Below are 26,436 nucleotides of genomic sequence, written 5' to 3' on the forward strand. Positions count from 1 at the left end.
TGGCCAGGGAGGGGATCAAAGCCGGAAAAGCAGAATCTTCTTTTTCTGAAGAAAAAGAAGCAAAAAGACTTTGTCGGTGAGGGAGCGCACCCTCAGAAGAACAGCGCCAGGGTGATCCAGGCCCAGCCCACCACGGGGATCGCCAGCAGCGAGGGCCAGAGCAGGCGCCAGATCGCCGCCGGGCTGGTGCCGGCCAGGCCGGCGATCATCGCCGTCACCGCGAAGCTCATGCCGGAGGCGGCCGCGCCGGAGAAATTGTGCAGCCCGCCGGCCAGCGCCGCCGGCAGCCCCGCCGCCTGGCCCAGCGCCGCCTGCACCGGCATCAAGGCCGCGTTGGAACCGACATTGCTGCCCGTCACCATGCCGGAGACCATGCCGAGCACCGGCATCGCATAGGGGGCGAGCGGGCCGAGCGCGCCGCCGGCCTGCTCGGCCAGGCTGGCGGCGATGCCGGAACCGGCCAGCCAGCGGCCCAGCAGCACATAGAGCAGCATGGCCAGCGCCGGCCGCCTTGCCCGCGCCAGCGCCGCCCGCACCGCCTGCGGCGCGCCCCGTGGCCGCAGCGCCAGGATCAGCGCGGAGACGAGGGCCAGGACCACCGCCACATGGGTGGCCGGCAGGGCGGGCAGGGTGGGGAATGGCTTCCAGGCCGGCGCGCCATGCCAGGAGCGCGCCAGCAGCAGCGCCGCCGCCAGCCCGGCCCAGGGGGCCAGCGCCAGCAGCGCCCGGCGCCAGCCCGCGGCCCCCTGCGGCGGGTCCAGCCGCCACAGCACCCAGAGCAGCGGCAGGCCGGAGGCGAGGATGCCCGCCGCCTCGAAGGGCAGCAGCAGGTTGGCGGCCAGCAGCAGGGCGGCGACCAGCCCCATCAGCCCGAACTGCGCCAGCTTCTCCGCCGCCGGCACCGGCACCCCGGCCAGGGCGGACAGGCGCCAGAACACCGGCGCCAGGCAGAGCAGCCAGGTGGCGTGCGGCCAGGCGGTGGCCAGCGCCACCGCCTGCGGCGGCACGCCGATCAGCGCCGCCCCCAGCGCCGTGCCGGGGCCGAGCCCGCCCCAGGGCACCAGCACCAGCGCCATCAGCGCCAGCGCCGCCGCCGGCGTGCCCAGCAGCCCCATGCGCCGCAGCTGGGCCAGCGCGAAAACCCCGCCGACGGCGAAGCCGGTGACGCTCTCGACAAAGGTGCCGGCCAGCAGGGTGGCGGCGAAGATCCGGCGCGGCGTGGCCGGCAGGCTGGCCTGGTCCGGCGGGCCGAGGCGCGAGACCGCGGCATGGAACAGCAGCCCGCCGGCCAGCACGCCGATCGGCTGCAGCGCCAGATAGGCGCCGCGCAGGCTCTCGGCGGAGAGGAAGGGCAGCAGCGCGGCACCGGGCGGCAGGGTCAGCAGGATGGCCGGCAGGCTGGCGGCCAGCGCGGCCAGGCAGGCCGGCACCGGACCGGCGCGTCCGCTCAGCAACAGGGACAGCAGCAGGAGGAGCGGCGCGGCTTGCAGCAGCAGGAGCATGGCGGCGCATCCTCCCCCCGCGCGGCGCGGCGCGCCAGGGGGGGGACGCCAGGGGGAGGACGCCAGGCCGGGCGGTCAGGCGGCGCGGATGCCGCTCAGCAGCCCCTCGATCCGCTGGCGCAGCGCGCTGGACTGGTCGGCCATGCCGGTGGCGGCGGCGCGCAGCTGCTCCGCCGCCTGCCCGGTGCGCTGCGCCGCCTCGCCGACCGTGGCGGTGTTGCGCGTCACCTCCTGCGTGCCGCGCGCGGCCTCGGCCACGGCGCGGCCGATCTCCTGCGTCGCCACCGCCTGCTGCTCGGCGGCGGCGGCCACCTGGGTGGTGATGCGCTCCATATCGGCGATGGTGCGGGCGATGTTGCCGATGGCCTGCACCGCGCCCCGCGTCTCGCCCTGCATGCTGTTGATCTGCTGGCTGATCTGCTCGGTGGCGCGGGCCGTCTGACTGGCCAGGTTCTTGACCTCGCTGGCCACCACGGCGAAGCCCTTGCCGGCATCGCCGGCCCGCGCCGCCTCGATCGTGGCGTTCAGCGCCAGCAGATTGGTGCGGCTGGCAATGTCGGTGATTAGGTCCACCACATCGCCGATGCTGCGCGCCGCCTCGGAGAGGGATTGCACGGCGCCATCGGTGGCCCGGGCATCCTCGCCGGCGCGGCGGGCCACGGCGGCGCTTTCGCTGACCTGCCGCGCCACCTCGGCGATGGACGCGGCCAGCTCCTCGGCCGAGGCCGCCACGGTCTGCACATTGGCGCTGGCGTCATTGGCCGCGCCCATGACGTTGCGCACCAGCGCGCTGCTCTGCTCCGCCGCCTGGCTGATCTCCTGCGCCGAGCCGCGCAGCAGCTGCACGGCGCGGCCGACATCGTCCAGATCGCGCGCCGCCTCGGTGTCGAAGCTGCGCAGCAGCGCCTCGATCGTGTCGCCGCGCGCCAGGCGGCGCTGATTCTCGGCCTCCTGCCGCGCCTGCAGGGCATCGGCCTGCTGCAGCCCGTCGCGGCACTGCGCCAGGGCGGCCGACATCTCGGCGATATCCCTCGGCTGCCGCCCTCGCGGCAGGGTGAAGCCGTAATCGCGCGCCGAGAGGCGGCGCATCGACTCGACCATGGCCGCCAGCGGGGTGGACACCGTCTTCTGCATCAGCAGGACCAGCCCCATGGCGGCGGCCAGCATCACCGCCAGGCTGGCCAGCAGCAGGGTGGCGCTGCGGTCGAAGGCGGCGGCCTCCGCCGCCTCGCGCTGCCGCGCCAGCCCCTGCTCCTCGGCCTTGGCCTCGGCCAGCAGGATACGGATGCGGTCCATCATCGGCTTGGCTTCGGCGGCCAGCACGGCGGTGCGGGCGGCCTCCATCCGGCCCTCCCGCGCCGCCGGGGCCACGTTCTGGGCGATCCGCCCCTGCCACTGCCCCACCAGCTGCTCCAGCTCGCGCAGCCGCGCCTGCTGGGCGGCATTGTCGGCGGTGAGACGCAGCAGCTCGGCCAGGCTCTCCGCCACCATGCGCTCGCCGGCGGGCAGCGGCTCCAGATAGGCGCCGCCGCCCAGCGCCGCGCCGCGCAGCGCGGTCTCCTCGTTCAGCAGGCCGAGCAGCAGCGTGTCCAGCCGCGCCAGCACGACCTGGGTGTGGCGGCTCCAATGATTGCTGTCCTCGATCCCGCTCAGCTCCCGCCACACCATGGCGCTGCCCAGCGCCGCCACCAGCACCAAGGTGCCGAACATGCCCATCAGACGGGCCCTTATGCTCCCACCCATGTTTGAGACCTCCGGCTGAGGCAGGCAGACTGGGCCGGTTGGGTTAAGAAAATCCCGCCCGCCGCGGATGCGCCGCCCGGCGCTGCCTGCGGGGGCCACCACGAAGGGAGGAAGATCGCGTGACCTTTTCCTGCTACGCCCCGCGCCGCCTGCTGATGGGGGGCGGCGCGCTGGCCGGCCTGCCGGCGCTGATGAAGGAGCTGGGGCTGTCCCGCCCGCTGGTGGTGACGGATCCCTGGATCGTCTCCTCCGGCATGGTGGACCGGGTGCTGGCGCCGCTGGCGGGGGCCGGGCTGCGCGCGCAGGTGTTTTCCGACACGGTGGCCGACCCGACCGACACGGTGGTGCAGGCCGGGGTAGCGGTGCTGAAGCGCGGCGGCTTCGACTGCCTGATCGGCTTCGGCGGCGGCAGCCCGATGGACACGGCCAAGGCCATGAACATCCTGGCCGCCGCCGCGCCCGGCCAGGCGATGCGCGAATTCAAGGTGCCGGCCAGCGCCGACCGCGCCGCGCTGCCGCTGATCTGCATCCCGACCACCGCCGGCACCGGCAGCGAGGCGACACGCTTCACCGTCATCACCGACACGGCGCGGGACGAGAAGATGCTGATCGCGGGGCTGGGCGCGCTGCCGCTGGCGGCGATCGTCGATTACGAGCTGACGCTGTCGGTGCCGCCGCGCATCACCGCCGATACCGGCATCGACAGCCTGACCCATGCGCTGGAGGCCTATGTCTCCCGCCGCGCCAATTCGGTGGCCGACCTCTATGCGCGCGCCGCCATGGGGCTGATCGGCGCGAATCTGCGCGCCGCCTTCGCCGAGCCGCAGAACCGCGCCGCCCGCAGCGCGATGATGGAGGGGGCGACGCTGGCGGGGCTGGCCTTTTCCAACAGCTCGGTGGCGCTGGTGCATGGCATGAGCCGGCCGGTGGGGGCGCATTTCCATGTGCCGCACGGCTTGTCCAACGCCATGTTGCTGCCGGCGGTGACCCGCTTCGGGCTGAAGGCGGGGGAGGCGCGCTATGCCGAGGCGGCGCGGCTGATGAATCTCTCCCCCGCTGGCAGCCCGGATGGCGAGGCGGCGGCGGCCCTGCTGGCCGAGCTGGAGGCGCTGAACCGGGAGCTTGGGGTACCGACGCCGCGGCAATTCGGCATCGACCCGGCCGCCTGGGAGGCGGCGCTGCCGGTGATGGCCGAGCAGGCGCTGGCCTCGGGCAGCCCGGCCAACAATCCGCGCGTGCCGGATGCGGCCGAGATCGTGGCGCTGTATCGGGAGGCCTACTGACGGCGGGGTCCGGGGGGACCCTGTCCCCCCGGCCGAGGGGGTCTGGGGGAGGCGGAGCCTCCCCCAGGAGTCTTGCTGTTACTGCCCCTTGGAGGGCACGGCCGCCACCGCCTCGGTGCCGCGGCGCAGCCGGTTCTCGCCCAGGAAGAGCAGGATCGGCGCGGCGATGAAGATCGAGGAGGAGGTGGAGGCGACGATGCCGAACACCATCGTCCAGGCGAAGCCGGAGAGGGCGTCGCCGCCGAACAGCGCCAGCGGCAGGGCCGAGAGCAGCAGCGTCATCGAGGTGCCGATGGTGCGGTTCAGCGTCTCGTTGATCGATTTGTCGATCAGCTGCTGCAGCGGCATCGTCTTGTATTTGCGCAGGTTCTCGCGCATCCGGTCATACACGACGACCTTGTCGTTGACCGAGAAGCCGATGATGGTCAGCACCGCCGCCACGGTGGTCAGGCTGAACTCGATGCGGGTCACCGCCAGGAAGCCCACCACCTTGGTGGTCTCCAGCAGCAGGGTGACGATGGCGCCGACGGCGAACTGCCATTCGAAGCGGAACCAGATATAGGCCATCATCGCCAGCATCGAGATGCCGAGGGCGATCAGCGAGCCCTGGAACAGCTCGGCCGAGACGCGGTTGCCGACCGCCTCGGTGCGCAGCAGGCGGGCGCCGGGGGCGGCCTCCTCCAGCGCGCCGCGGACGCGGTTGACGGCGGATTGGGTGGCACCCTCATCCCCCTGCACCGGCAGGCGCAGCAGGACGGTGGAGGCATCGCCGAATTCCTGCACGCCGACATCGCCGAGGTCGAGGGCGCTGACGCCGGCGCGGATGGCGGCCAGGTTGGCCGGCGCCGGGGTGCGGACCTCCATGATGATGCCGCCGCGGAAATCGATGCCCTTCTCCAGCCCCGGATAGAAGGCCAGGACCAGGGAGAGCACCGAGAGCAGGGCGGAGAAGGCGACGCCGAGCACGCGCCCCCGCATGAAGGGGATGTTGGTGTTGTCCGGGACGATCCGGAACAGCGGGCGGGAGAGGAACATGGTGCGTCGTCTCCTCAGACCGGCAGGGCCTTGGGGCGGCGGGAACGGTACCAGGCCGAGACCATCAGCCGCACCAGCACGGTGGCCGACCACATGGAGGCGATGGTGCCGACGGCGACAGTGACGGCGAAGCCGCGCACCGGGCCGGAGCCGAAGCCGTAGAGGCAGGCCATGGCGATGAGGTTGGTCAGGTTGCTGTCCAGGATGGTGCCGGAGGCCTTGGTGAAGCCGGCGTCCAGCGCCTGGATCGGCGACCTTCCGGCCCGGACCTCCTCGCGGATGCGCTCATTGATCAGGATGTTGGCGTCCACCGCCGTGCCCAGGGTGAGCACGATGCCGGCGATGCCGGGCAGGGTCAGCGTCGCGCCCATGACCGAGAGCGCGGCCATCAGCAGCAGGATGTTCACCACCAGGGCGAGGTTGGCGAACCAGCCGAACAGCCCGTAGGCCAGGCCCATATAGCCGATGACGAAGGCGGCGCCGACGCCCAGGCTGACCAGGCCGGCGCGGATCGCATCCGCCCCCAGCTCGGGGCCGACGGTGCGCTCCTCGACCACGGTGAGGGGGGCGGGGAGCGCGCCGGCGCGCAGCAGCACGGCCAGGTCGTTGGCGCCCTGGGCGGTGAAATTGCCGCTGATCTGGCCGCGCCCGCCGGTGATCGGCTCGCGGATCACCGGGGCGGTGATCACCTTGTTGTCCAGCACGATGGCGAAGGGGCGGTTGACGTTCTGCCGGGTGATCTCGGCGAAGCGGCGGGTGCCCACCGAGTCGAAGGAGAAGCTGACCACCCATTCGCCGGTGCGGCTGTCCTGCGCCGCGCGGGCGTCGGAGAGGTTGGCGCCATCCACCTCGATGCGCCGGCGCACGGCGAAGCGGGTGCCGCCCTGCTCGCCTTCCAGGAACTCGACGCCCGGGGGCGGCAGGGCGGCGGTCGGGTTGGCGTTGTCGTCCACCAGGCGGAAGGTCATGCGGGCGGTGCGGCCCAGCAGCTCCTTGATCCGGTTGGGGTCCTCGACGCCGGGCAGCTGCACCAGGATGCGGCTCTGGCCCTGGCGGGCGATCAGCGCCTCGGCCACGCCGGTCTCGTCGATGCGGCGGCGGACGATCTCGATCGACTGCTCGACCGCGCCGCTGGCGCGCGCCCGCAGGGCCGCCTCGCTCAGCGTCGCGGTGATGGTGCCGTCGGGCTGGCTGGCGAATTCCACATCCGGGGCGGTGGCGCCGCCGCCGACCGGCACGGGGCTGGCCAGCTCCCGCAGCGCCGCCAGCGCCGCCTGGGTCTGGCCGGCATCGCGCAGGCGCAGGCTCAGCCGCTCATTGGCGGCGTCGGCCTGCAGGTTGAGATAGCCGATATTGGCCTGGCGCAGCCGGGTGCGGGTGCCATCCGCCAGGCTTTCCAGCCGCTCGCGCACCACCGCGTTCAGGTCGACCTCGAGCAGCAGGTAGGACCCGCCGCGCAGATCGAGGCCGAGCGAGATGGTCCGGGCGGGCAGCCAGGACGGCATGGCCGAGCGCGGCACCAGGTTGGGCAGCGACAGCAGCACGCCAAGCAGGATGACGCCGAGAATGGCGGCGACCTTCCACCGCGCGAAATACAGCATGGCCGAGAAGGCCCCCCATCATAGAGCGCCGGAAAATGCTGGGTCGCCGCCGTGGATGCAACCCACCAAGCGCGCACATGCGTCCCCGGCAACTCTCTGCTACATGCCCGGCCGCAGGCAGAGAAGGCAGGAGCGGCGATGCGGCTGAAGCTGGGCATTGTGGGTGCGGGTCATTTCGGGCGGTTCCACGCGCTGAAGGCGGCCCGCGCCCCCCGCGTCGAGTTCCTGGGCCTGGCCGATGCCAGCGCCGAGCGGGCGGCCCAGGTGGCGGCCGAGGCCGGCTGCCGCGCCTGGGAGGACACGGCCGCCCTGATGGCGGCGGCGGACGCGGTGATCATCGCCGCCCCCACCGCGCACCACCACGCCCTGGCCAGCCAGGCCCTGGCGGCGGGCTGCCATGTCTTCGTGGAAAAGCCGATCGCCGCCGACCTGGCCCAGGCCGATGCGCTGGTGGCCCAGGCCGCCGCCGCCGGCAAGGTGCTGCAGGTCGGGCATGTGGAGCGCTTCGGCGCCGGCATGGCGACGCTGCGCGGCAGCGCCGGGGTCGGCCGGCCGCTCTATATGGAGGCGGTGCGCATCGCCCCCTTCCGGCCGCGCAGCCTGGACGTGACCGTGATCCTGGACCTGATGATCCACGATCTGGACCTGGTGCTGTCCCTGGCGGCGTCCGAGCTGGTGGCGGTGGAGGCGGTGGGCAGCGCCGTGGTGTCGGAGAAGATCGACATCGCCAATGCCCGGCTGCGCTTCGCCAATGGCGCCCAGGCGACCATCACCGCCAGCCGCGCCAGCCTCAAGATGGAGCGCCGGCTGCGGGTGTTCGGCGCGGAAGGCTATGCCAGCCTGGACTTCCTGGCGCGCGAGCTGAAGCTGGTGCGCAAGGGCCAGGGTGCGCCGCTGGAGCAGGTGCCGGGCCATGGCATCGAGACGCTGTCCTGGCAGGACCACGACAATCTGGAGGCCGAGCAGGCCGCCTATGTCGCCGCCTGCCTGGACGGGGCGCCGGCCGTGGTGGACGGCGCCGCCGGGCGTGCTGCGCTGGATGCTGCGCTGCGGGTGGAGCGGGCGGTGGAAGAAGCCTTGAAGAGAGTCAGCTAAGGGTTCTTTTTTGGAAAAAAGAACCAAAAAACTTTTTCAGTTGGCGTCCCGCGTATGGCCGTAGGCGGGACGCCAAACTGAAAAAAGTCTTTTTGCTTCTTTTTCTTCAGAAAAAGAAGATCTTAGACAATTGCTGTTGCCTCGATTTCCAGCCGCGCCTCTGGTTCCACCAACCCGGCCACCTGCACCAGCGCCATGGCCGGGAAGTTCTTCCCCATCACCTCGCGATACACGGCGCCCAGCTCCTTCAGGCAGGCGCGGTATTCGGCGATGTCCAGCACATACCAGGTCAGCCGCGCCACATGCTCCGGACCGGCGCCGCCGGCGCGCAGCACGGCCACGATGTTCTCCAGCGCCTGGCGGGTCTGGGCCACGAAGCCCTCCGGAAAGCGCCCCGCCGCGTCCCAGCCGACCTGACCACCGACGCAGAGGATGCGGCCCTCGCCCATCATGCCATTGGAATAGCCGCGCGGGGTGGGCCAGCCTTCGGGCTGCAGCGGGGTCAGGCTCATGACGTGGTCTCCGGCGGCGCGCAGCGCGCCTGGTAGGATGCGAGGGCGGCGCGCAGATCCTCTGGGATCGGCACCGGTTTTCGCGTGTCGAGGTTGGTGGTGGCGGTGACCAGGCGCAGCCGCACCAGCTCCGCCTCGCCCCGGTGGATATGCACGCGCAAGCCATAGGAGGCACCGCCGATCCGCTCCACCAGCGGGGTGATGGCGATGTGCTCCCCCATCACGCCAGGGGCGAAGTAGTCGGCCTCGGCATGGGCGAAGCCGGTGCCGGTGCGGCGCTCGGCATGCAAAGCGTGGAAGTCGATGCCCAGCGCGGCGCCGAACCACTCCTCCACCGCCACATTCGCCAGGGCGAACCAGTTGGCGAAGAAGACGATGCCCGCCGGGTCGCATTCATGGAAGCGGATGCGCGCCGTCGCGCGGAAGGCGCCTTCCGGCAGGGCCGAGGCGGGCAGGGGGGTGGGGCGGCTCATCGCGGCGGCGGGGCCTCGCCGGCGGCCATGCGGCGCAGGGCGAAGCGCTGCACCTTGCCGGATTCGGTGCGCGGCAGGGCGTCCACGAAGTCGATGGCGCGGGGATATTTGTAGGGGGCGATCTCGGCCTTCACGAAGTCCTGCAATTCCTTCACCAAGGCCGGGCCCGGGAAATGCCCCGGTTCCAGCACCACATAGGCCTTCACCACCACGCCACGCTCCGCATCCGGGGCGCCGACCACGCCGCATTCGCGCACCTTGGGATGGGCGAGCAGCGCCGCCTCGACCTCGGGCCCCGCGATGTTGTAGCCGGCGGCGACGATCATGTCGTCGCTGCGCGCCTGGTACCAGAAATAGCCATCCTCGTCCTGGATGAAGGTGTCGCCGGTGATGTTCCAGCCCCAGCGCACCTGCCGCGCCTGGCGCGGATCGGCGAGGTACCGGCAGCCGGTCGGGCCGCGCACCGCCAGATGCCCCGGCATGCCGCGCGGCACCTCTTTTCCGGTGTCATCGAGGATGCAGGCCTCGAAGCCCGGCACCACCAGCCCGGTCGCGCCCGGCCGGATCCTTTCCAGTGGAGCACTGATGAAGATGTGGAGCATCTCGGTGCCGCCGATGCCGTCCATCAGCTTCAGGCCCGTGGCGGCCAGCCATTGCTCATAGACCGGGCGCGGCAGATTCTCTCCGGCCGAGACGCAGCGGCGCAGGCTGGACAGGTCGAACTCCGCCGCCCGCGCGGCCATGGCGCGATAGGCGGTGGGGGCGGTGAAGCAGATGCTGGCGCGGTGTTGCTGGATGGCGGGCAGCAGCTCGTCCGGCCCGGCCTTCTCCAGCAGGATGCCGGTGGCGCCGATGCGGAAGGGGAACAGCACCAGCCCGCCCAGCCCGAAGGTGAAGGCCAGCGGCGCCGAGCCGATGAATCGGTCCTCGGGCGTGGGCCTCAGCACCTCGGCCGAATAGGTGTCGCAGATCGCCAGCATGTCGCGATGCGCGTGCAGCGTGCCCTTGGGCTCCCCCGTGGTGCCGGAGGTGAAGCCGATCAGGCAGATATCCTCGGCCGAGGTGTCGCAGGGCGCGAAATCGGGCGCGGCGGCGTCGCACAGCGCCTCCAGCTCGCCATCGCCCCAGTAGCGGACATGCTTCAGGTCCGGCGCCTCGGCGGCGGCCTTCTGCATCTCGGCGGACAGGCGCGCATCGCACAGGGCGTGGCTGATGCGCGCCTTGCGCAGCATGAAGCCCAGCTCCTTGGCGCGCAGCAGCGGCATGGTGGCGACGACCACGCCGCCCGCCTTCAGCACGGCGAAATAGGCCGCGACCATCCAGGGGTTGTTGGCGCTGCGCAGCATCACCCTGTTGCCCGGCACCAGGCCGAGATCCCGCACCAGCACATTCGCGATGCGGTTCACCCGCCCGGCCAGCTGGCGGTAGGTCAGTGTCTCGGTGGGCGCGATCAGCGCGGGGTGGTCGCCGCGCCCGGCCGCGATATTGCGCTCGATGAATTCGGTCGCGCAGTTCAGCCGCGGCGGGTAGCGCAGTGCCGGCAGCTCATGGCGCATCACCGGCCACGTCTCGCGCGGCGGCAAATTGTCGTGGACGAAGCGGTCCACATGCGCGCTGCGCTCCGCGCCCGCCGGCACGGCGTGCTCCTTCATCATCCCGTCCATCCTTCGCCCTCCTGTGTTCAGGCTTGGGGCGTGCGACTGCCTTCCCCCGCCAGGGCCCGTTCGGCCCGGGCGATCACGATGCGCTGCACTTCGCTGGCGCCTTCATAGACGCGGAGCGCGCGCACTTCCCGGTAGAGCTCCTCGGCCTTGTGGCCGCGGGTGACGCCGAGCCCGCCATGGATCTGCACGGCGCGGTCCGCCGCGCGCTGCGCGGCCTCGGTGGCGTAGAGCTTGGCCATCGAGGCCTCGCGCGAGATGCGCGGGCGCCCCGAATCCTTCAGCCAGGCGGCGCGGTAGACCAGCAGCGCCGCCGCCTCCACCTCCGTCGCGCTGTCGGCGATGGCGACCTGGCTCTGCTGCTGCTCGAAGAGCGGCCCGCCGAACAGATGCCGGTTTTCCGCGCGTTCCACGGTGAGGTCGAGGGCGCGCCGCGCGAAGCCGAGCGCCGCCGCGCCGACCGTGGCGCGGAACACGTCGAGCGTCGCCATCGCCACCTTGAACCCATCCCCCGGCGCGCCAAGGCGGTGGCTGTCGGGCACACGCACATCGTCGAAGCGCAGCGTCGCCAGCGGGTGCGGCGCCGTCACCTCGATGCGCGCCTCGACCGAGAGGCCGGGGCTGTCGGCCGGCACCACGAAGGCGGAAAGGCCGCGCGCCCCCGGCGCCTCGCCGCTGCGGGCGAAGACGACGTAATGGCCGGCGATGCCGCCATTGCTGATCCAGGTCTTTTTGCCGGAGATCCGCCAATGGCTGTTGCCATCGCGCGTCGCACTGGTGGCCAGCGCCGCCACATCGGATCCGGCCTCGGGCTCGGACAGCGCGAAGGCTGCCAGCGATTCGCCGCGCCGCACATCGGGCAAATAGCGCGCCTTCAGCGCATCATCGCCGAACAGGGTGATGCTGCCGGTGCCGAGCCCCGCCATGGCGAAGGCGAAATCCGCCAGCCCCGCATGCCGCGCCAGGATGTCGCGGGCGATGCAGAGGCAACGCACATCCAGCCGCCCATCCTCCGGCACCGCCGCGCGCAGCAGCCCGGCCTCGCCCATGGCGCGGGTCAGGCGGAGCGTGCTGGCATCGGCGTCGTGATGGTCGACCAGCGCCTCGGCATGCTCTGCGGCCCAGGCTTCCACCTCGCGCGCCCAATCGGCGTGGCGCGGTTCGAAGAAGGGCCAGTCGAGGAAGGCGGAATCGGCCATGGCGTGTCAGTCGCCCTGGAATTCGGGGCGGCGCCTGGCGGCGAAAGCCTCATAGGCGCGGCCGAAATCGCGGGTGGTCATGCACAGCGCCTGGGCCACCGCCTCGGCCTCCACCGCCTGCTCGATCGACATGGCCCATTCCATCGCCAGCATGCGCTTGGTCATGCTGTGGGCGAAGGCGGGGCCGGTGGCGATGTCGCGCGCCAGGGCCACCGCCTCCGGCAGCAGGGACTCCGCCGCCACCACGCGGTTGAAGAAACCCCAGGCGAGGCCTTCCTCGGCGCGCAGCGAGCGGCCGGTATAGAGCAGCTCGCTCGCCCTTCCCTGGCCGATGATGCGCGGCAGGATGGCGCAGGCGCCCATGTCGCAGCCGGCCAGGCCCACCCGGTTGAACAGGAAGGCCACCTTGGCCTCCGGCGTCGCCAGCCGCAGATCGGAGGCCATGGCGATGATGGCGCCCGCCCCGGCGGCGATGCCGTCCACCGCGGCGATCACCGGCTGCGGGCAGGCGCGCATCGCCTTGACCAGCCCGCCGGTCATGGCGGTGAAGCGCATCAGCCCGCGCGTGTCGCGCTTCAGCAGCTCCCCGATGATGTCATGCACATCGCCGCCCGAGCAGAAATTGCCGCCGGCGCCGGTGATGACGAAGGCGCGCACCGCCTCGTCCCGCTCGCCCATGCGGAAGATGTCGGTCAGCTCCTCATAGCTGTCGAAGGTCAGCGGGTTCTTGCGCTCTGGCCGGTCCAGCGTGATCCGCGCCACGCCCTCCTCGACTTCGAGCCGCACATGCCGTGCCGGATGCGCCGCGATGCTCATGTCTCACTGTCCTCCCGCAGCGCCGCGCGGACCGAGGATTTGGCGCGGCCCAGCAGTGCCATCAGCGTGCCGCGCTCGCCTTCGTCCAACCCGCCCAGCAGCGTCGCGATCCATTGCTCATGCGCCGCCGATTGCCGGGCGAATTCGCGCCGCCCGCGCGGCGTCAGCCGCAGCGTCACCACGCGGCGGTCATGCGCCTCGGTGCGGCGGGCGATCAGCCCCTCTTCCTCCAGCCTCGCGGCGAGGCCCGTGACATTGCCGTTCGACACCATCATGCGGCGCGACACCTCGCCCAGCGTCAGCCCCTCCGGCGCGCGTTCGAGCGCCGCCAGCAGGTCGAAGCGGGGCAGGGTGGTCGAGAAATCCTGCCGCAGCCGGCGGCGGATCTCGCTTTCCATCAGCGTGGTGCAGGTCAGCAGCCGCAGCCACAGGCGCAGCTCGTCCTTGTGGCCGGCGGGCTGGTCGGCCAGCGCGGTCTCGGCATCCACCGGGCTCATGTCTCGCCCCCATCCACCGCCAGCGCCTGGCCGTTCACCGCGCCGGCGCCGATCAGATAGAGCACCGCCTCCGCCACCTCCTCCGGCCGCACCAGGCGGCCCTGCGGGTTGTGGCGCGTCAGCTCGGCCCGCGCCGCGGCCTCGTCCCGCCCGGTGCGGGCCATGATGCGCGCGACGCTTTCGGTGACGATCTCGGTCTCGGTGAAGCCGGGGCAGATGGCGTTCACCGTCACGCCCTTGCCGGCCACCTCCAGCGCCAGGGCGCGCACCAGGCCGAGCAGCCCGTGCTTCGCCGCCGTATAGGCGGTGACATAGGGATAGCCCTTCAGCGCGGCGGTGGAGGCGATATGGATGATGCGCCCATGCCCCGCCGCCAGCATGCCCGGCAGCACGGCGCGGCTGATGGCAGCGGCGCCGAGCAGGTTGACCCGCAGCATGCGCTCCCACAGCGCGGCATCGCTCTTCAGGAAGGGCGCGCTTTCGGCGGCGCCGGCGGCGTTGACCAGGATGGGGAAGGGGGCCTGGCCCTCCAGCGCCACCTGCAGCCAGGCATCCTCGGTGATGTCGGCGACCAGGGCATGGGCGGCATGGCCGGCGCGGCGCACCGCCTCCAGCCGCTCCGCCCGGCGGCCGAGGATGGTGACCTCATGCCCGGCGGCGGTCAGCGCGGCGGCGATGGCGGCGCCGATGCCGCTGCCCCCGCCCGTCACCAGAGCCCGGCTCTCCGCCATGGCCTCTCCCCCTCGATTGCTTGAAGCCTAAAACGATCTCTTGCCGCCCCGCAAGGGCGCTTTGCGGTTGCGGCGGCGAATTGTTGAAGCTTAAACTATCTGCCGAGCAGGGGAGACAGCGCGCATGCGCATCGCGGTGATCGGCGGCGGGCCCGCCGGGCTGTATTTCGCCATCCTCATCAAGCGCGACCGGCCGGAGGCGCAGGTCACTGTGGTCGAGCGCAACCAGGCCGACGACACCTTCGGCTTCGGCGTCGTCTTCAGCGACCAGACGCTGGATGCCTTCGCCGCCGCCGACGAACCCTCCTACCGCGCCATCACCGGGGCCTTCGCCTATTGGGATGATATCGAGATCCAGGCGAAGGGGGCCACGCACCGCATCGGCGGCAATGGCTTCTGCGGCTGCTCCCGCCGCACCCTGCTGCTGCTGTTGCAGCAGCGCGCGCGGGAGGTGGGTGTCGAGCTGGTCTTCGGCCGCGAGGCGCAGCCGGAGGATTTCCCGGATGCCGACCTCATCGTGGTGGCGGATGGCATCAACAGCCCGGTGCGCGAGCGTTTCGCCGACCATTTCCAGCCCAGCATCGATCTGCGCCCCAACCGCTTCGCCTGGATGGGCTCCACCCGGCCCTTCGACGCCTTCACCTTCTTCTTCAAGGAGACCGAGGCCGGCATCTTCATCGCCCATTGCTACCAGTATGAGGCGAATGCCAGCACCTGGGTGCTGGAGACCGACCCCGAGACCTTCGCCCGCGCCGGCCTCGCCGACATGGACGAGGCGCAAAGCGCCGCCTACCTCGAAAAGGTCTTCGAGGAGGAATTGCAGGGCCACCGCCTGCTGACCAATCGCAGCCTGTGGCGCCGCTTCCCCGCCCTGCGCTGCGCCCGCTGGGTGAAGGGCAACATGGTGCTGCTGGGCGACGCCAAGGCCAGCGCGCATTTCTCCATCGGCTCCGGCACCAAGCTCGCCATGGAGGATGCGATCGGCCTGCACGCCGCCTTCATGGCGGGCGGCGACGTCGCCACCTGCCTCGCCCGCTACGAGACCGCCCGACGCACCGAGGTGGAGAAGACCCAGCACGCCGCCGATGTCTCGCTGGTCTGGTTCGAGCATGTGAAGCGCTTCTGGCACATGCCGCCGACGCAATTCGCCTTCGGCGTCATGACCCGCAGCAAGGCCATCACCTGGGAGAATCTGGCGCTCCGCGCCCCGGATTTCGTGGCCGATGCGCAATCCATGTTCGCGCAGCAGGCGCGGGAGGCCGGGCTGCCGGCGCGCGACAATGCCGCCCCCGCCTTCCAGCCCTTCCGGCTGCGCGGCATGGAACTGGCCAACCGCCTCGTCGTCTCGCCCATGTGCCAGTACAGCGCCGCGGACGGCCTGCCCGGCGACTGGCACCTGGTGCATTACGGCAGCCGCGCCACCGGCGGCGCCGGCCTGATCTTCACCGAGATGACCTGCCCCGCGCCGGAGGCCCGCATCACCCCGGGCTGCGCCGGCCTCTGGAACGACGCGCAGGAAGCCGCCTGGGCCCGCATCACGCGCTTCGTCCACGCCCATGGCCAGGCGCGCATCGCCCTCCAGCTCGGCCATGCCGGGCGCAAGGGCGCGACCAGGCTGATGTGGGACGGCATGGACCGGCCGCTGGAGCAGGGCGCCTGGCCGATCCTCTCGGCCAGCCCCATCCCCTACTACCCGGACAGCCAGGTACCGAAGGAAATGGACCGCGCCGATATGGACCGGGTGCGCGACCAGTTCGTGCAGGCCGCCCAGCGCGGCGACCGCGCCGGCTTCGACATGCTGGAGCTGCACTGCGCCCATGGCTACCTGCTGGCCAGCTTCCTCTCGCCCCTGACCAACACCCGCACGGATGACTATGGCGGCAGCGTGGAAAACCGCCTGCGCTACCCGCTGGAGGTCTTTCACGCCCTGCGAAAACTCTGGCCGCAGGACAAGCCGATGAGCGTGCGCCTCTCCGCCACCGACTGGGCGGCGGGTGGCATCTCGGATGAGGACACGCTCGCCATCGCCCGCGCCTTCGCCGAGGCCGGCGCCGATCTGGTCGATGTCTCCACCGGCCAGACCGTCGCCGACGCCGCCCCGCATTACGGCCGCATGTTCCAGCTCCCCTGGTCCGACATGATCCGCAACGAGGCCGGCATCGCCACCATGTGCGTCGGCTCCATCACCAGCATCGACCAGGTGAACACCATCCTGGCCGCCGGCCGCGCCGATCTCGTGGCCCTCGGCCGGCCGCATCTGGCCGACCCGGCCTTCACCCTGCGGGCGGCGGCGGATTACCAGGAAAAATCGGTCGCCGTGCCGGTGCAGTATCGCTGGGGCAAGGACGCCATCTTCCGCACCGCCGAACGCGAGCGCGCCGACCTCATGGAGCTGAAGCGCAAGGCGCGGCCGAAGCGGCACAAGGCATAAAAAAGATCCGGGGGAATGAATTCCCCCAAAGGCAAAAAAAGATCCCGGGGGAATGAATTCCCCCGGGACCCCCTTCTTTTTTCTGTCGGGGCCGGGCGCCGGTGGCGCCCGGCGGCTCAGTTCCAGCCGGCGCGCTGCAGGATCTGCAGCGCCTCGGGCGTGCGGTCCAGATTGCCGGCGGCATTCACCGGCTCGGCGCGGAACTTGCCCATCGCCGCCAGCGCCGGATGCAGCGGCGCATCCTCCACCACCGGATATTCCATATTGCCCAGCGCGAAGGCCTCCTGCGCCTTCGGCGTGGTCATGAACTCCAGGAAGCGCAGCGCATTGGCGCGGTTCGGCGCCGTGCGCACCAGCCCGCCGCCCGAGATGTTCACATGCGTGCCGCGATCGCCCTCGCCCTGGTTGGGGAAGATCACGCCGATACGCTGGAACAGCGCCTGGTCCTCTGCCTTGTCGGAACGCCCGAACTGGCCGAGATAATAGCTGTTGGCGATCGCCAGGCCGCACTGGCCCGAGGGGATGGCGCGGAACTGGTCGCGGTCGCCGCCCTGCGGCGGACGCGCCAGATTGGCCACCAGCCCGCGCGCCCAGGCCTCCGTCCGCTCCGGCCCGTCGGCGATCAGCACCGAGGCCGCCAGGCTGGTGTTGTAGGGATGCGCGCCGCTGCGCGTGCAGATCATGCCGCGGAAGCGCGGATCGGCCAGATCCTCATAGCGGTTCAGCCCCTCGGGCCGGCCCTTCTCGCGATCATACATGATCAGCCGGGCGCGCTGGCTGAAGGCGAACCACAGCCCCTGCGGATCGCGCAGCGAGGCCGGCACGCGGCTGTCGATGGTCTGCGACTGGTAGGGGGCCAGAATGCCGGCCTGCGCCGCGCGCGCCAGCCGCGCCGCATCCACCGTCAGGAACACATCCGCCGGGCTGTTGGCGCCCTCATTGCGGATGCGCTCGATCAGCTGGTCCGCCTGGCCCTCGATCACCCGCACGCGGATGCCCGTCTCCTGGGTGAAGGCGTCATAGAGCTGACGGTCCGTGTCGTAATGCCGGGCGGAGTAGAGATTGATCTCCCCCGCATTCTGCGCATGCACCGCCGGCGCGGCGAGCACGAGGGCGGAGAAGGCTGCGAGCACGGTACGGCGGAGCATGGCGTCGTCCCTGTTGGATTTGGCGCCGATGCCTATTCGAAATGCGAGGCATTCGCAAGAAAAACCGGAACCTGGCGGCGGCCCGGGGGCCGCCACCCGCCGCCCCTCAGCCCGCGCTGCCGTGCAGCACCAGCAGCGGCAGCCCATGCCCCGACAGGCGCAGCCCGTCCTGTGTCACGGCCGGCGCCGTGCCGCCCAGCAGGCAGCGCCAGCGCCGCCCCGCCAGCGCCGGCGGCAGCGGCAGGGTGGTGTCGCCCCAGCCTTCCGCCCGCGGCCGCAGCGAGGCCGCGCCCGGCGGCACCAGCCCCAGCGACCGAAGCGGCACCGCCACCAGCAGCGCCTCCTGCCCCTGTCGGCGCAGGAATGCCAGCACCGCATCGGCCGGCCCGCCCTGCGGCGCCAGCGGCTCATGGCTGCCGTCGCGGAACAGGCCGGGGCTGGCCTGCCGGGCCCGCAGCAGGGCGTGGATCAGCCGCTGCTTCACCCCCCCGTCCTGCCAGGCTTCCAGCAGCGCCTCCAGCGGCCGCTCCTGCGCCAGTGCCGCCTGCCGCGCGGCATAGTCGACGGGGCGGCGATTGTCGGGATCGACCAGCGAGAAATCCCAGAACTCGGTGCCCTGGTAGAGATCCGGCGTCCCCGGCACGGTCAGCCGCAGCGCCGTCTGGCTGAGCGATTTCAGCGCCGCCGGCGCCGCGATGCGCTGCGCGAAGCCATGCAGCGCGCGCGGCAGCTCCGGATCGGCCGCGCGGTCCAGCAGCCCGTGCAGGAAGCCATGCGCGGCCTGCTCATAGGCATCGTCCGGCATGGCCCAGCCGGAGCGGCGCTTGGCCTCGCGCATCGCCTTGCGCTGCCAGCCCTCCAGCCGCTCCGCCCAGGCGGCCAGCGCCGCGCCATCGGCCGGGTCGAGGTCGAGCGGCCAGGCGGCGACGATCATCTGCACCGCCATGGCGGCCTCGCCGGGCTCCGGCGCCGGGCCATCGGGCAGGGCCTGCACCAGCCCCTTGGCGCGGCCCAGAATGCCGCGCAGGAAACCGGCCCATTCATCCGGCATCTCGGACAGCAGGGCGAGGCGCATGCGCAGATCCTCGCCCCGCTTGTGGTCATGCGTGGCGGTGGCCAGCAGCGCATCCGGGAAATCGCGCCCGCGCGCCGCCGCGGCCGCATGGAAACCGCCAGGCGACAGGGAAAAATGCCCGGGATGCGAGCCGACCTCGTTGCGCGACAGCAGCCGCCCATAGCGGTAGAAGGCGGTATCCTCCACCGACTTGGCGGCGGTGGGGGAGGAGAGCTGCTGGAAACGCTGCCGCGCCCGCAGCAGCGCCTGGCGGGCTTCCCCGGGGGCACGGTCGCGCAACCGCTCCTCGGCCAGCCAGAACAGCAGATGCGCCAGCACAATGTGGTCGGTCGGGTGCAGATGCGCGCGCGCGCCCTCCGCCGCCTGGCGCAGCACCGCCTCATCCTGCGCGCTGGGCTGCCCGGCGCGGACATAGATGCGATAGACCGGGAAATGCACCAGCAGCTGCGCCACCACCCGGCGGATGGCATTGAAGGAGAAATCGCGCGAGCGCAGATGGCCGCGCGCCAGATGGTGCAAAGCGCGGGCGCAGGCATCGAGCTCGGCGGCGAGGTTGTCGCGCAGGATCTGCTGCCGGGCGATGATCTCCTCGGCGGCGAAATCGCGCTCGCTGCCGCTGATCTCGCGCCACAGGGCGGAGAGCGGCGCCTCGCCGGCCGCGTCATGCAGCACGCCGCCCACCTGGTCCATGAAGTCATAGCCGGTGGTGCCGTCCGTGCCCCAGCGCTTCGGCAGTTCCTCGCCGCCCGCCAGGATCTTCTCGACGACGATATAGGGCTCGCCCTGCGGCGCGCCGGCCGGGCGGCGGGCGCCTTCCTGCCGCATGCGGCGGCGCAGCCGGCGGCAATAGCCGGCCGGGTCGGCGAGGCCATCGACATGGTCGATGCGCACGCCATCGATCAGCCCCTTGGCATAGAGGCGCAGGATCAGCTCATGGGTGGCGTCGAACACCGCGGGATCCTCCGCGCGCAGCCCGGCGAGACCCGTGACATCGAAGAAGCGGCGCCAGTTGATCTCATCCGTCGCGGTGCGCCACCAGGCCAGGCGGTAATGCTGGCGCTCCAGCAGCGCGTGCAGCCGCGCCGCGCCATCCAGGCCGCGCGGGTCGTGGCTGGCCAGCCCGTCGCGCGAGTCGAGGATCGGGCGCGCATCCTCCTCGCGGATCGGGAAGCGGTTGTCGAAATAGGCGACGGAGAGGCCGGTCGGGCCCTCGGCCACCAGCGACAGCTCCCCCTCCGCCAGCGCCTCGCCATAGGGGCGGCCGAGGAAGGGAGCCAGCATCCGGCCGGCGAGCGCCGGATCGGCGCTGTCCCAGTCGATGTCGAAGAAACGGGAGAAACGGCTGTCGCGGCCGCGCGCCAGCACATCCTGCCACCAGGGATTGTGCGGCCCGTCCACCCCCATATGGTTCGGCACGATGTCGAGCAGCAGGCCGAGCCCTTCGGCCCTGAGCGCCGCCACCAGCCGGCGCAAGGCCGGCTCGCCGCCGAGGGCCGGGTTGATGGCATCGGTCGCGGTGACGTCATAGCCATGGGTGGAGCCCGGCGCCGCCGGCAGCAGCGGCGAGGCGTAGAGATGGCTGACCCCGAGCCGCGCCAGATAGGGCACCAGCCCCACCGCGTCGTCCAGCGTGAAGCCGGCATGGAACTGCAGGCGGTAGGTGGCGCGCGGCGCGGTGCGGGCGGCGGTCATGCGGGGGCTCTCCGCGCCCGCGCTAGCCCGCGCAGGCGCTGTTCGATGGCGGGGTCCTGGAACATCCGCTCGACCGGTGGGGAGAGGCGGCGTCGCCAGTTCGGGTGCTCATCAACGGTGCCGGGCAGGTTCGGTTGCTCCACCGCCGCCACCGCATCCTCCAGCGGCAGCAACGCCAGGTCGCAGCGGGCGCGGCCGATATAGGCGGCGGCCGCGTCGGCGACCCGCGACGCCTCCTCCTCCGGCGGCGGCGGCCCTTCCGCCACGCCGGCGCGGCGGAAGGCGGCCCAGAGCTTCGGCCGCTCCGCCGCCCGCGTCTCCGCCTGGCCGGGCAGGGTGCTGCCGAGCTTCTCGCGCCATTCCAGGTCGCGCCCCTGCCACCAGCCGGCGACCGTGGGCAGGTCATGGGTGGAGGTCATGGCGACGGCCTCGCGCGTCCAGCGCTGCGGCGGCTTGAAGCCGCCCCCGGCCTGCTCGAACCACATCACCCGCATGCCGGCGAGGCCCGCGCGCTCCAGCTCCGGCCGGAAGCCCTCCGGCACGGTGCCGAGATCCTCGCCGATGGCGATGGCGCGGTGGCGCAGGGATTCGAGCGCCACCAGCCGCAGCATGTCGCGCTGCGGGTAGCTTATGTAGCAGCCCTCCGCCGGGCTCGCCCCCTGCGGCACCAGCCAGAGGCGGCGCAGGCCCAGCACATGGTCCAGCCGCACCCCGCCGCCATGGCGGAAGGCGGTGGCCAGCATCTCGCGGAAGGCGGCGAAGCCGGTGGCGCGCAGCCCGTGCGGCGCATAGGTGGTGATGCCCCAGCCCTGGCCGCTGGCGTTGAAGATGTCGGGCGGCGCGCCGATCTCGATGCCGGTGAGGAATTCCTCCTGCCGCGACCAGGCATCGCTGCCGCCGCCATCGACGCCGATGGCGAGGTCGGCGATCAGCCCGATCCGCGCCCCGGCCTGCCGCGCGGCCAGCTGCGCGGCACCCAGGCCGCGATCGGCCATCCATTGCAGGAAGGCGTGGTAATCGACCTCTGCCCGCGCCGCCTCGGCGAAGGCCAGCACATCGGGGCCGTTCGGGTCGCGCAGGCCCACCGGCCAGTCCTTCCAGTGCCAGCGCGCCGGGTCGTCCGCCAGCTGCGCGGCGTGCAGCGCCTCGAAGAGGGCGTGGCGCTGCAGCGCGGCGCCGCCCTGGGCGCGGAACGCCGCGAATTCGGCGCGCAGCGAGTCCGGCGCCACCTGCTGGAAGGTTTCGAAAAGCTGGCGCAGCCGGGCCAGCCGCGCGCGCGCCACGCCGGGCCATTCGACCAGATCCAGCCCTTCCAGCCGCGCCCATTCGGCGGCGAGCTCGGGCGGAAAGGCGGGGGAGAGCTCGCCCAGCAGCGCCTCGCCATCGGCGTGCCGCACATCGAGCCGCAGCCGGCTGGAGGGCGCATAGGGGCTGAAGCGGGAGGGATCGGCGCTGAACTGCGCATGCACCGGGCTGATGGCGATGGCATCGGCGCCGAGCCCGGCGGCCCCGGCGGCGAAACCGGCCAGGGCGGCATAGTCGCCGACCCCGCCATCGCCATGCCGGCGCAGCGAATAGAGCTGCACGGCGAGCCCCCAGGCGGCCGCACCCGAACGCCCGCCTTCCGGATCGGCGCAGGCATCGGCGATGCGGTGGCCATGCTCCGGCGCGACCGCCAGCGTCAGCGCCGCCTGGCCCAGCTCCAGCGAATAATAGCCGGGCAGGGAGGGCATGGTGAGCCGCGCGCCCTGGGCATCGCCCTCGGCCTGGCCTTCCACCTCGGTGCCGTCCTCGGCGGTCAGGCGGTAGCGGCCGGCGGGCAGCTTCAGGCGCAGTGCCTCGCCCGGCGAGGCCGTCACCAGCGGTGGCGCGACGCTGCGATGCGCTTCATGCCAATGCGCCAGGCTTTCCTTCCGCTGCGCCGCGCTGGCGCAGGGCAGGCCGAGGGCGGTGAGCACGGCGCGCAGCGTCTCCGGCGTGGTGCTGCGCGGCGTGCCATGCGCATCCTCCCACTCCGCCATCAGCCCGACGGCGCGGGCCAGGCGGCGGAGCTCGGCCTCCTCGCTCACGCCGCCTCCTCCCGCAGCCAGGCGATGGCGCTGCGCGGCGGCAACTCGGCACTGGCCACGGAATCGGCGACACCGGGCGCGGATTCCGCCAGCAGCGTGTGCGGCGGCAGGGAGAGCGGCAGCGCCTCGTCGCCGAATTGCGCGGCGAGGCCGAGCACCAGCCCATTCGCCAGCCGCCATTCGGCCCGCACCGCCTGCGGGCCGGGCGTGCTGGCGCCGAGGCTGGTGGCCCCCGCCAGATGCGGCGCCAGCCGCTCCCGCCGCAGCGCCAGCAGCCCGGCGACATAGGCCTCGTATTCCGCCTTGGGCGGGGCGGGTGCGCTCGGCCGGGTCGAGGCGGCTGGCCTCGAACGTGTCCGGATGGTTGGGGTCGGGGATGCGCGCGCGCCGCTCCGGATCCTGGAAGGCGGCAAACTTGGCGAATTCCTTGCGCCGCCCCTCGCGCACCGCCTCGGCCAGCTCCGGCGAGGGGAAGCCGGTGAAGAACAGGAAGGGCCGTTCGGAGGCGAATTCCTCGCCCATGAACAGCATCGGCACCGGCGGCGAGAGCAGCTGCACCAGCTGCGCCGCGCGCAGCGCATCGGTGGAGGCCAGGGTGGCAATGCGGTCGCCAAAGGCGCGGTTGCCGACCTGGTCGTGATTCTGCACGGCGTTGACGAAGGCCGAGGGCGGCAGATGCCCCGAAGGCTTGCCGCGCGCATGGCCGAGATTCTTCGAGGTTTCGCCCTGATAGACGAAGCCTTCCGCCAGGGCACGCGCCAGATGCTCCGCCGGCCGGTCGGCGTAATCGGCGTAATAGGCCTCCGACTCCGCCGGTCAGCAGCACATGCAGGCAGTGATGCGCATCGTCATTCCACTGGGCGTCGAAATGGCGCTCCAGCAGGGTGGCGTCGTTGGTCTCGTTCTCCAGCACCAGATAGACCGGGCGGGGAAGCGCGTCGCGCACACGCTGCGACAGCTCGGGCAGGAAGCTGTCGCTGGCGATGGCGTGCACCGCGTCCAGCCGCAGCCCGTCGAAGCGGTATTCGCGCAGCCAGAACAGCGCGTTCTGCATGAAGAAATCGCGCACCGCGTCGCGCCGGAAATCGATGGCGTCGCCCCAGGGGGTGGAGAGGTCCTCGCGGAAGAAGCCGGGGGCGATGCTGTGCCAGTAATTCCCGGCCGGGCCGAAATGGTTGTAGACCACGTCGAGCATGACGGCGAGGCCATGGCCATGCGCCGCATCGACCAGCGTCTTCAGCTCCTCCGGCGTGCCATAGGCCTCGTCGGGCGCATAGGGCAGCACGCCGTCATAGCCCCAGTTGCGCGCGCCGGAGAAGTCGTTGACCGGCATCAGCTCGATGGTGTTGACGCCGAGCTGCGCCAGCCGCGGCAGGGCGGCGATGACGCCGCGGAACCCGCCCATGGCGCCGACATGCAGCTCATACACCACGCTTTGCGGCCAGGGATGGGTGCGCCAGTCGTCATGCTTCCAGCGATGCGCGGCGTGGTCGACCACGATGCTCCAGCCATCGACATCGCCATCCTGCGCGTGCGAGGCCGGGTCGGGCACGGTCGGGCCGTCGCCCAGGGCGTAGCGGTAGCGCGTGCCGGGCGGCGCATCGGCCTCCAGGCTCCACCAGCCCTCGGGCTCGGACTGCATCGGCAAAGGCGGGGCGTCGCGCCGCAGCAGGGTCACGCCGGGCTGGCCGGGCGCCCAGAGGCGGAAGCGGGTTCGCCCGCCGGCAAGAGGCAGGGCGCCGAAGGCGTAGGCGTGGCTCATGGGGAGGCCTCTTGCGATGGGGGCAGCGCGGCCAGCAGGCAGGCCGAGCGCGCGGCGAGGGTGAGGACGGGGCCGTTCACCGCCGCCTCCTCGGCCTGGGGCTGGGCGCTGTTCAGCAGCAGCGTCCAGTGCAGCGCCGGGGGCGGCAGCACGAAATCGACCGGCGTGGCGCCGGCATTCAGCAGCAGCAGCGTCACCTCGACACCGCCTTCCTCCGCCGCGCCGGCACGGCGCAAGGCGAGGGTGCGGCCCTGCGGCGCGTTCCAGGCCTCCGGCGTCAGCGGATGGCCATCGGCGTCGAACCAGGCGGTGTCGGGGATGCCGGGCAGGGGTTCGGTGCGGCCATGCAGATAGGTGGCGCTGCGCAGGGTCGGGTGGCGGCGGCGCAGCGCCGCGGCGCGGCCGATGAAATGCGACAGCTCGATGCCGTGCTCCGACCCGGCCAGGGACCAGTCGAGCCAGGAGATCTCATTGTCCTGGCAATAGGCGTTGTTGTTGCCCTGCTGGGTGCGGCCGAACTCGTCGCCGCCGAGCAGCATCGGCGTGCCATGCGAGGCGAAGAGCGTGACCAGCATGGCGCGTTTCAGCCGGTCGCGCGTGTCGCGGATCAGCGGATCGTCGCTCGGGCCCTCGGCGCCCCAATTGGCGCTGAAATTCTCGCCATGGCCGTCGCGGTTGTCCTCGCGATTGCCCTCATTGTGGCGGTGCTCGTAGCTGACCAGATCCTCCAGCGTGAAGCCGTCATGCGCGGCCAGGAAATTCACCGAAGCCCAGGGGCGGCGGCGCCGCCGCTCGAACAGGTCGCCGGAGCCGGAGAGGCGGGCGGCAAGGTCCGGGCGCAGGGAATCATCGCCGCGCCAGAAGCGCCGCACCCCGTCGCGGAAACGGTCATTCCATTCGGAGAAACCGGGCGGGTGATTGCCGAGCTGGTAGCCGCCCGGGCCGATATCCCAGGGCTCGGCGATCAGCTTCAGCCGCGACAGCACCGGATCCTGGCGGATGGCGTCGAAGAAGCCCGAGGCCGGGTCGAAGCCATGCGCCTCCCGCCCCAGCGTCGAGCAGAGGTCGAAGCGGAACCCATCCACCCGGTATGCGGTGGCCCAGTGGCGCAGGCTGTCCATCACCATCTGCAACACGCGGGGATGCGAGAGGTTCAGCGTGTTGCCGCAGCCGGTCTCGTCGATATGCTGGCGCGGATCCTCGGGGTTCATCCGGTAGTAGCTGGCATTGTCCAGCCCGCGCCAGGAGAGGGTCGGGCCCAGCAGCCCGGCCTCGCAAGTGTGGTTGTAGACGACATCGAGGATCACCTCGATGCCGGCGGCGTGCAGCCGGCGGATGGCGACGCGGATCTCGTCCAGCGCGCCGGAGGACAGATAGGCGGGCTCGGGCGCGAAATAGGAGAGGGGGGAGTAGCCCCAGTAGTTGCGCAAGCCCTTCTCCACCAGGAAACGATCCTGGCAGAAGGCCTGCACCGGCAGCAGCTCCACCGCCGTGACGCCAAGCTTCTGCAGATGCTCGATCACCGGCGGGTCGGCCAATGCCGCAAAAGTGCCGCGCTCGCGCGGGACCAGGTCGTCACGGCGGATGGTCAGGCCGCGCAGATGCGTCTCGTAAATGACGGTGCGGTCCCAGGGCACCATCGGCGCGCGGTCATCGCCCCAGTTGAAGGCATCATCCACCACGACCGATTTCGGCATGGCCGCGGCGCTGTCGCGGCGGTCGAAGCTGAGATCGGCGCGCTGCGCGCCGAGCCGGTGGCCATACAGCGCGTCCGTCCAGCGCAGGCTGCCATGCAGCTGCTTGCCATAGGGATCGAGCAGCAGCTTGTTGGGGTTGAAGCGATGCCCCTGTTCCGGCTGGTAGGGGCCATGCGCGCGATAGCCATAGATCAGCCCGGGGCGCGCCTCGGGCAGATAGCCGTGGAACACCTCATCGGTGCATTCGGGCAGCGGCAGGCGGGCGACCTCGCGCCGGCCCGCCGCGTCGAACAGGCAGAGATCGATCTGCTCGGCATGGGCGGAGAACACCGCGAAATTGACGCCGAGCCCGTCCCAATGCGCCCCGAGCGGGTCGGGGCGCCCGGGGAGCAGCCAGTCGGGCAGCAGCGGCAA

The 26,436-nt window shown here is 71.7% G+C and carries 19 protein-coding genes and 1 pseudogene; 3 read left to right on the forward strand and 17 right to left on the reverse strand.

What is annotated here, in order from left to right:
- Window positions 1-92: 92 nt before the first annotated feature.
- A complete protein-coding gene (locus tag QE401_RS06510) occupies window positions 93-1,502 on the reverse strand; it encodes an L-lactate permease (RefSeq protein WP_307137437.1) in 1,410 nt (469 codons plus the stop codon).
- Between the two features lie 75 nt (window positions 1,503-1,577).
- On the reverse strand, window positions 1,578-3,212 hold the full coding sequence (locus QE401_RS06515) for a methyl-accepting chemotaxis protein (protein ID WP_307137438.1): 1,635 nt from the start codon (window positions 3,210-3,212) through the stop codon (window positions 1,578-1,580).
- 152 nt (window positions 3,213-3,364) lie between these two features.
- Between QE401_RS06515 and QE401_RS06520 the strand changes: the two genes are divergently transcribed.
- Window positions 3,365-4,528: an iron-containing alcohol dehydrogenase gene (locus QE401_RS06520; RefSeq protein ID WP_307137439.1), complete on the forward strand. Its 1,164-nt coding sequence runs from the start codon at window positions 3,365-3,367 to the stop codon at window positions 4,526-4,528.
- Window positions 4,529-4,606: 78 nt separating this feature from the next.
- Here QE401_RS06520 and secF read toward each other — a convergent pair whose 3' ends face one another.
- A complete protein-coding gene (gene secF, locus QE401_RS06525; protein ID WP_271135479.1) occupies window positions 4,607-5,563 on the reverse strand; it encodes a protein translocase subunit SecF in 957 nt (318 codons plus the stop codon).
- A 14-nt stretch (window positions 5,564-5,577) separates the two neighbouring features.
- Window positions 5,578-7,164, reverse strand: a complete 1,587-nt coding sequence (secD, locus tag QE401_RS06530; protein WP_307137440.1) for a protein translocase subunit SecD — start codon at window positions 7,162-7,164, stop codon at window positions 5,578-5,580.
- 138 nt (window positions 7,165-7,302) lie between these two features.
- Between secD and QE401_RS06535 the strand changes: the two genes are divergently transcribed.
- Window positions 7,303-8,259 (forward strand): Gfo/Idh/MocA family protein, encoded by a 957-nt coding sequence (locus QE401_RS06535; RefSeq protein WP_307137441.1) that lies wholly within the window; start codon window positions 7,303-7,305, stop codon window positions 8,257-8,259.
- 122 nt (window positions 8,260-8,381) lie between these two features.
- On the opposite strand, the gene QE401_RS06540 is transcribed toward QE401_RS06535, so the two are convergent.
- The 7 genes from QE401_RS06540 to QE401_RS06570 are packed head-to-tail and all read right to left on the reverse strand — an operon-like array spanning window position 8,382 to window position 14,148.
- Entirely contained in the window at window positions 8,382-8,771 is a 390-nt protein-coding gene (locus tag QE401_RS06540) for a RidA family protein (protein ID WP_307137442.1), read from the reverse strand.
- Window positions 8,768-9,244, reverse strand: a complete 477-nt coding sequence (locus QE401_RS06545; protein WP_307137443.1) for an acyl-CoA thioesterase — start codon at window positions 9,242-9,244, stop codon at window positions 8,768-8,770. The genes QE401_RS06540 and QE401_RS06545 overlap by 4 nt, the downstream gene beginning before the upstream one ends.
- Complete coding sequence (locus QE401_RS06550; RefSeq protein WP_307137444.1) at window positions 9,241-10,908, reverse strand: AMP-binding protein; 1,668 nt, start codon at window positions 10,906-10,908, stop codon at window positions 9,241-9,243. Before QE401_RS06550 ends, QE401_RS06545 begins: the two co-directional genes overlap by 4 nt.
- A 17-nt stretch (window positions 10,909-10,925) precedes the next feature.
- On the reverse strand, window positions 10,926-12,104 hold the full coding sequence (locus tag QE401_RS06555; RefSeq protein ID WP_307137445.1) for an acyl-CoA dehydrogenase family protein: 1,179 nt from the start codon (window positions 12,102-12,104) through the stop codon (window positions 10,926-10,928).
- Window positions 12,105-12,110: 6 nt separating this feature from the next.
- A complete protein-coding gene (locus QE401_RS06560; protein ID WP_307137446.1) occupies window positions 12,111-12,920 on the reverse strand; it encodes an enoyl-CoA hydratase family protein in 810 nt (269 codons plus the stop codon).
- A complete protein-coding gene (locus QE401_RS06565; RefSeq protein ID WP_307137447.1) occupies window positions 12,917-13,417 on the reverse strand; it encodes a MarR family winged helix-turn-helix transcriptional regulator in 501 nt (166 codons plus the stop codon). The genes QE401_RS06560 and QE401_RS06565 overlap by 4 nt, the downstream gene beginning before the upstream one ends.
- Window positions 13,414-14,148, reverse strand: coding sequence for an SDR family NAD(P)-dependent oxidoreductase (locus QE401_RS06570; protein ID WP_307137448.1), 735 nt, complete (start codon window positions 14,146-14,148; stop codon window positions 13,414-13,416). The genes QE401_RS06565 and QE401_RS06570 overlap by 4 nt, the downstream gene beginning before the upstream one ends.
- A gap of 124 nt (window positions 14,149-14,272) precedes the next feature.
- Here QE401_RS06570 and QE401_RS06575 point away from each other — a divergent pair, with 124 nt between their 5' ends.
- Entirely contained in the window at window positions 14,273-16,579 is a 2,307-nt protein-coding gene (locus tag QE401_RS06575; RefSeq protein ID WP_307137449.1) for a bifunctional salicylyl-CoA 5-hydroxylase/oxidoreductase, read from the forward strand.
- A gap of 116 nt (window positions 16,580-16,695) precedes the next feature.
- Here QE401_RS06575 and QE401_RS06580 read toward each other — a convergent pair whose 3' ends face one another.
- From QE401_RS06580 to glgX, 6 genes and pseudogenes are all read right to left on the reverse strand, one after another.
- Window positions 16,696-17,727 carry an extracellular solute-binding protein gene (locus QE401_RS06580; RefSeq protein WP_307137450.1) on the reverse strand — a complete coding sequence of 344 codons (1,032 nt, stop codon included), beginning with the start codon at window positions 17,725-17,727 and terminating at the stop codon, window positions 16,696-16,698.
- A gap of 106 nt (window positions 17,728-17,833) precedes the next feature.
- On the reverse strand, window positions 17,834-20,494 hold the full coding sequence (gene treY / locus QE401_RS06585) for a malto-oligosyltrehalose synthase (protein WP_307137451.1): 2,661 nt from the start codon (window positions 20,492-20,494) through the stop codon (window positions 17,834-17,836).
- Entirely contained in the window at window positions 20,491-22,563 is a 2,073-nt protein-coding gene (malQ, locus tag QE401_RS06590; protein ID WP_307137452.1) for a 4-alpha-glucanotransferase, read from the reverse strand. Before malQ ends, treY begins: the two co-directional genes overlap by 4 nt.
- Window positions 22,560-22,976: a DUF3459 domain-containing protein gene (locus tag QE401_RS06595; protein ID WP_307137453.1), complete on the reverse strand. Its 417-nt coding sequence runs from the start codon at window positions 22,974-22,976 to the stop codon at window positions 22,560-22,562. Before QE401_RS06595 ends, malQ begins: the two co-directional genes overlap by 4 nt.
- 797 nt (window positions 22,977-23,773) lie before the next feature.
- A pseudogene (locus tag QE401_RS06600) lies at window positions 23,774-24,325 on the reverse strand (malto-oligosyltrehalose trehalohydrolase); the annotation flags it as partial.
- Window positions 24,322-26,436, reverse strand: coding sequence for a glycogen debranching protein GlgX (gene glgX, locus QE401_RS06605; RefSeq protein WP_307137454.1), 2,115 nt, complete (start codon window positions 26,434-26,436; stop codon window positions 24,322-24,324). The gene glgX and the pseudogene QE401_RS06600, both read right to left, overlap by 4 nt.

Origin of the sequence: Pseudoroseomonas cervicalis (assembly GCF_030818485.1) — a bacterium.
GTDB classification, from domain to species: Bacteria; Pseudomonadota; Alphaproteobacteria; order Acetobacterales; family Acetobacteraceae; genus Pseudoroseomonas; species Pseudoroseomonas cervicalis_A.

What these genes read in the sequence shown, in the direction of transcription:
- QE401_RS06510 (WP_307137437.1), bottom strand. Translation starts at nt 1,502, where the DNA reads ATGCTCCTGCTGCTGCAAGCCGCGCCGCTCCTCCTGCTGCTGTCCCTG.
- QE401_RS06515 (WP_307137438.1), bottom strand. Translation starts at nt 3,212, where the DNA reads ATGTTCGGCACCTTGGTGCTGGTGGCGGCGCTGGGCAGCGCCATGGTG.
- secF (WP_271135479.1), bottom strand. Translation starts at nt 5,563, where the DNA reads ATGTTCCTCTCCCGCCCGCTGTTCCGGATCGTCCCGGACAACACCAAC.
- secD (WP_307137440.1), bottom strand. Translation starts at nt 7,164, where the DNA reads ATGCTGTATTTCGCGCGGTGGAAGGTCGCCGCCATTCTCGGCGTCATC.
- QE401_RS06535 (WP_307137441.1), top strand. Translation starts at nt 7,303, where the DNA reads ATGCGGCTGAAGCTGGGCATTGTGGGTGCGGGTCATTTCGGGCGGTTC.
- QE401_RS06540 (WP_307137442.1), bottom strand. Translation starts at nt 8,771, where the DNA reads ATGAGCCTGACCCCGCTGCAGCCCGAAGGCTGGCCCACCCCGCGCGGC.
- QE401_RS06545 (WP_307137443.1), bottom strand. Translation starts at nt 9,244, where the DNA reads ATGAGCCGCCCCACCCCCCTGCCCGCCTCGGCCCTGCCGGAAGGCGCC.
- QE401_RS06550 (WP_307137444.1), bottom strand. Translation starts at nt 10,908, where the DNA reads ATGGACGGGATGATGAAGGAGCACGCCGTGCCGGCGGGCGCGGAGCGC.
- QE401_RS06555 (WP_307137445.1), bottom strand. Translation starts at nt 12,104, where the DNA reads ATGGCCGATTCCGCCTTCCTCGACTGGCCCTTCTTCGAACCGCGCCAC.
- QE401_RS06560 (WP_307137446.1), bottom strand. Translation starts at nt 12,920, where the DNA reads ATGAGCATCGCGGCGCATCCGGCACGGCATGTGCGGCTCGAAGTCGAG.
- QE401_RS06565 (WP_307137447.1), bottom strand. Translation starts at nt 13,417, where the DNA reads ATGAGCCCGGTGGATGCCGAGACCGCGCTGGCCGACCAGCCCGCCGGC.
- QE401_RS06570 (WP_307137448.1), bottom strand. Translation starts at nt 14,148, where the DNA reads ATGGCGGAGAGCCGGGCTCTGGTGACGGGCGGGGGCAGCGGCATCGGC.
- QE401_RS06575 (WP_307137449.1), top strand. Translation starts at nt 14,273, where the DNA reads ATGCGCATCGCGGTGATCGGCGGCGGGCCCGCCGGGCTGTATTTCGCC.
- QE401_RS06580 (WP_307137450.1), bottom strand. Translation starts at nt 17,727, where the DNA reads ATGCTCCGCCGTACCGTGCTCGCAGCCTTCTCCGCCCTCGTGCTCGCC.
- treY (WP_307137451.1), bottom strand. Translation starts at nt 20,494, where the DNA reads ATGACCGCCGCCCGCACCGCGCCGCGCGCCACCTACCGCCTGCAGTTC.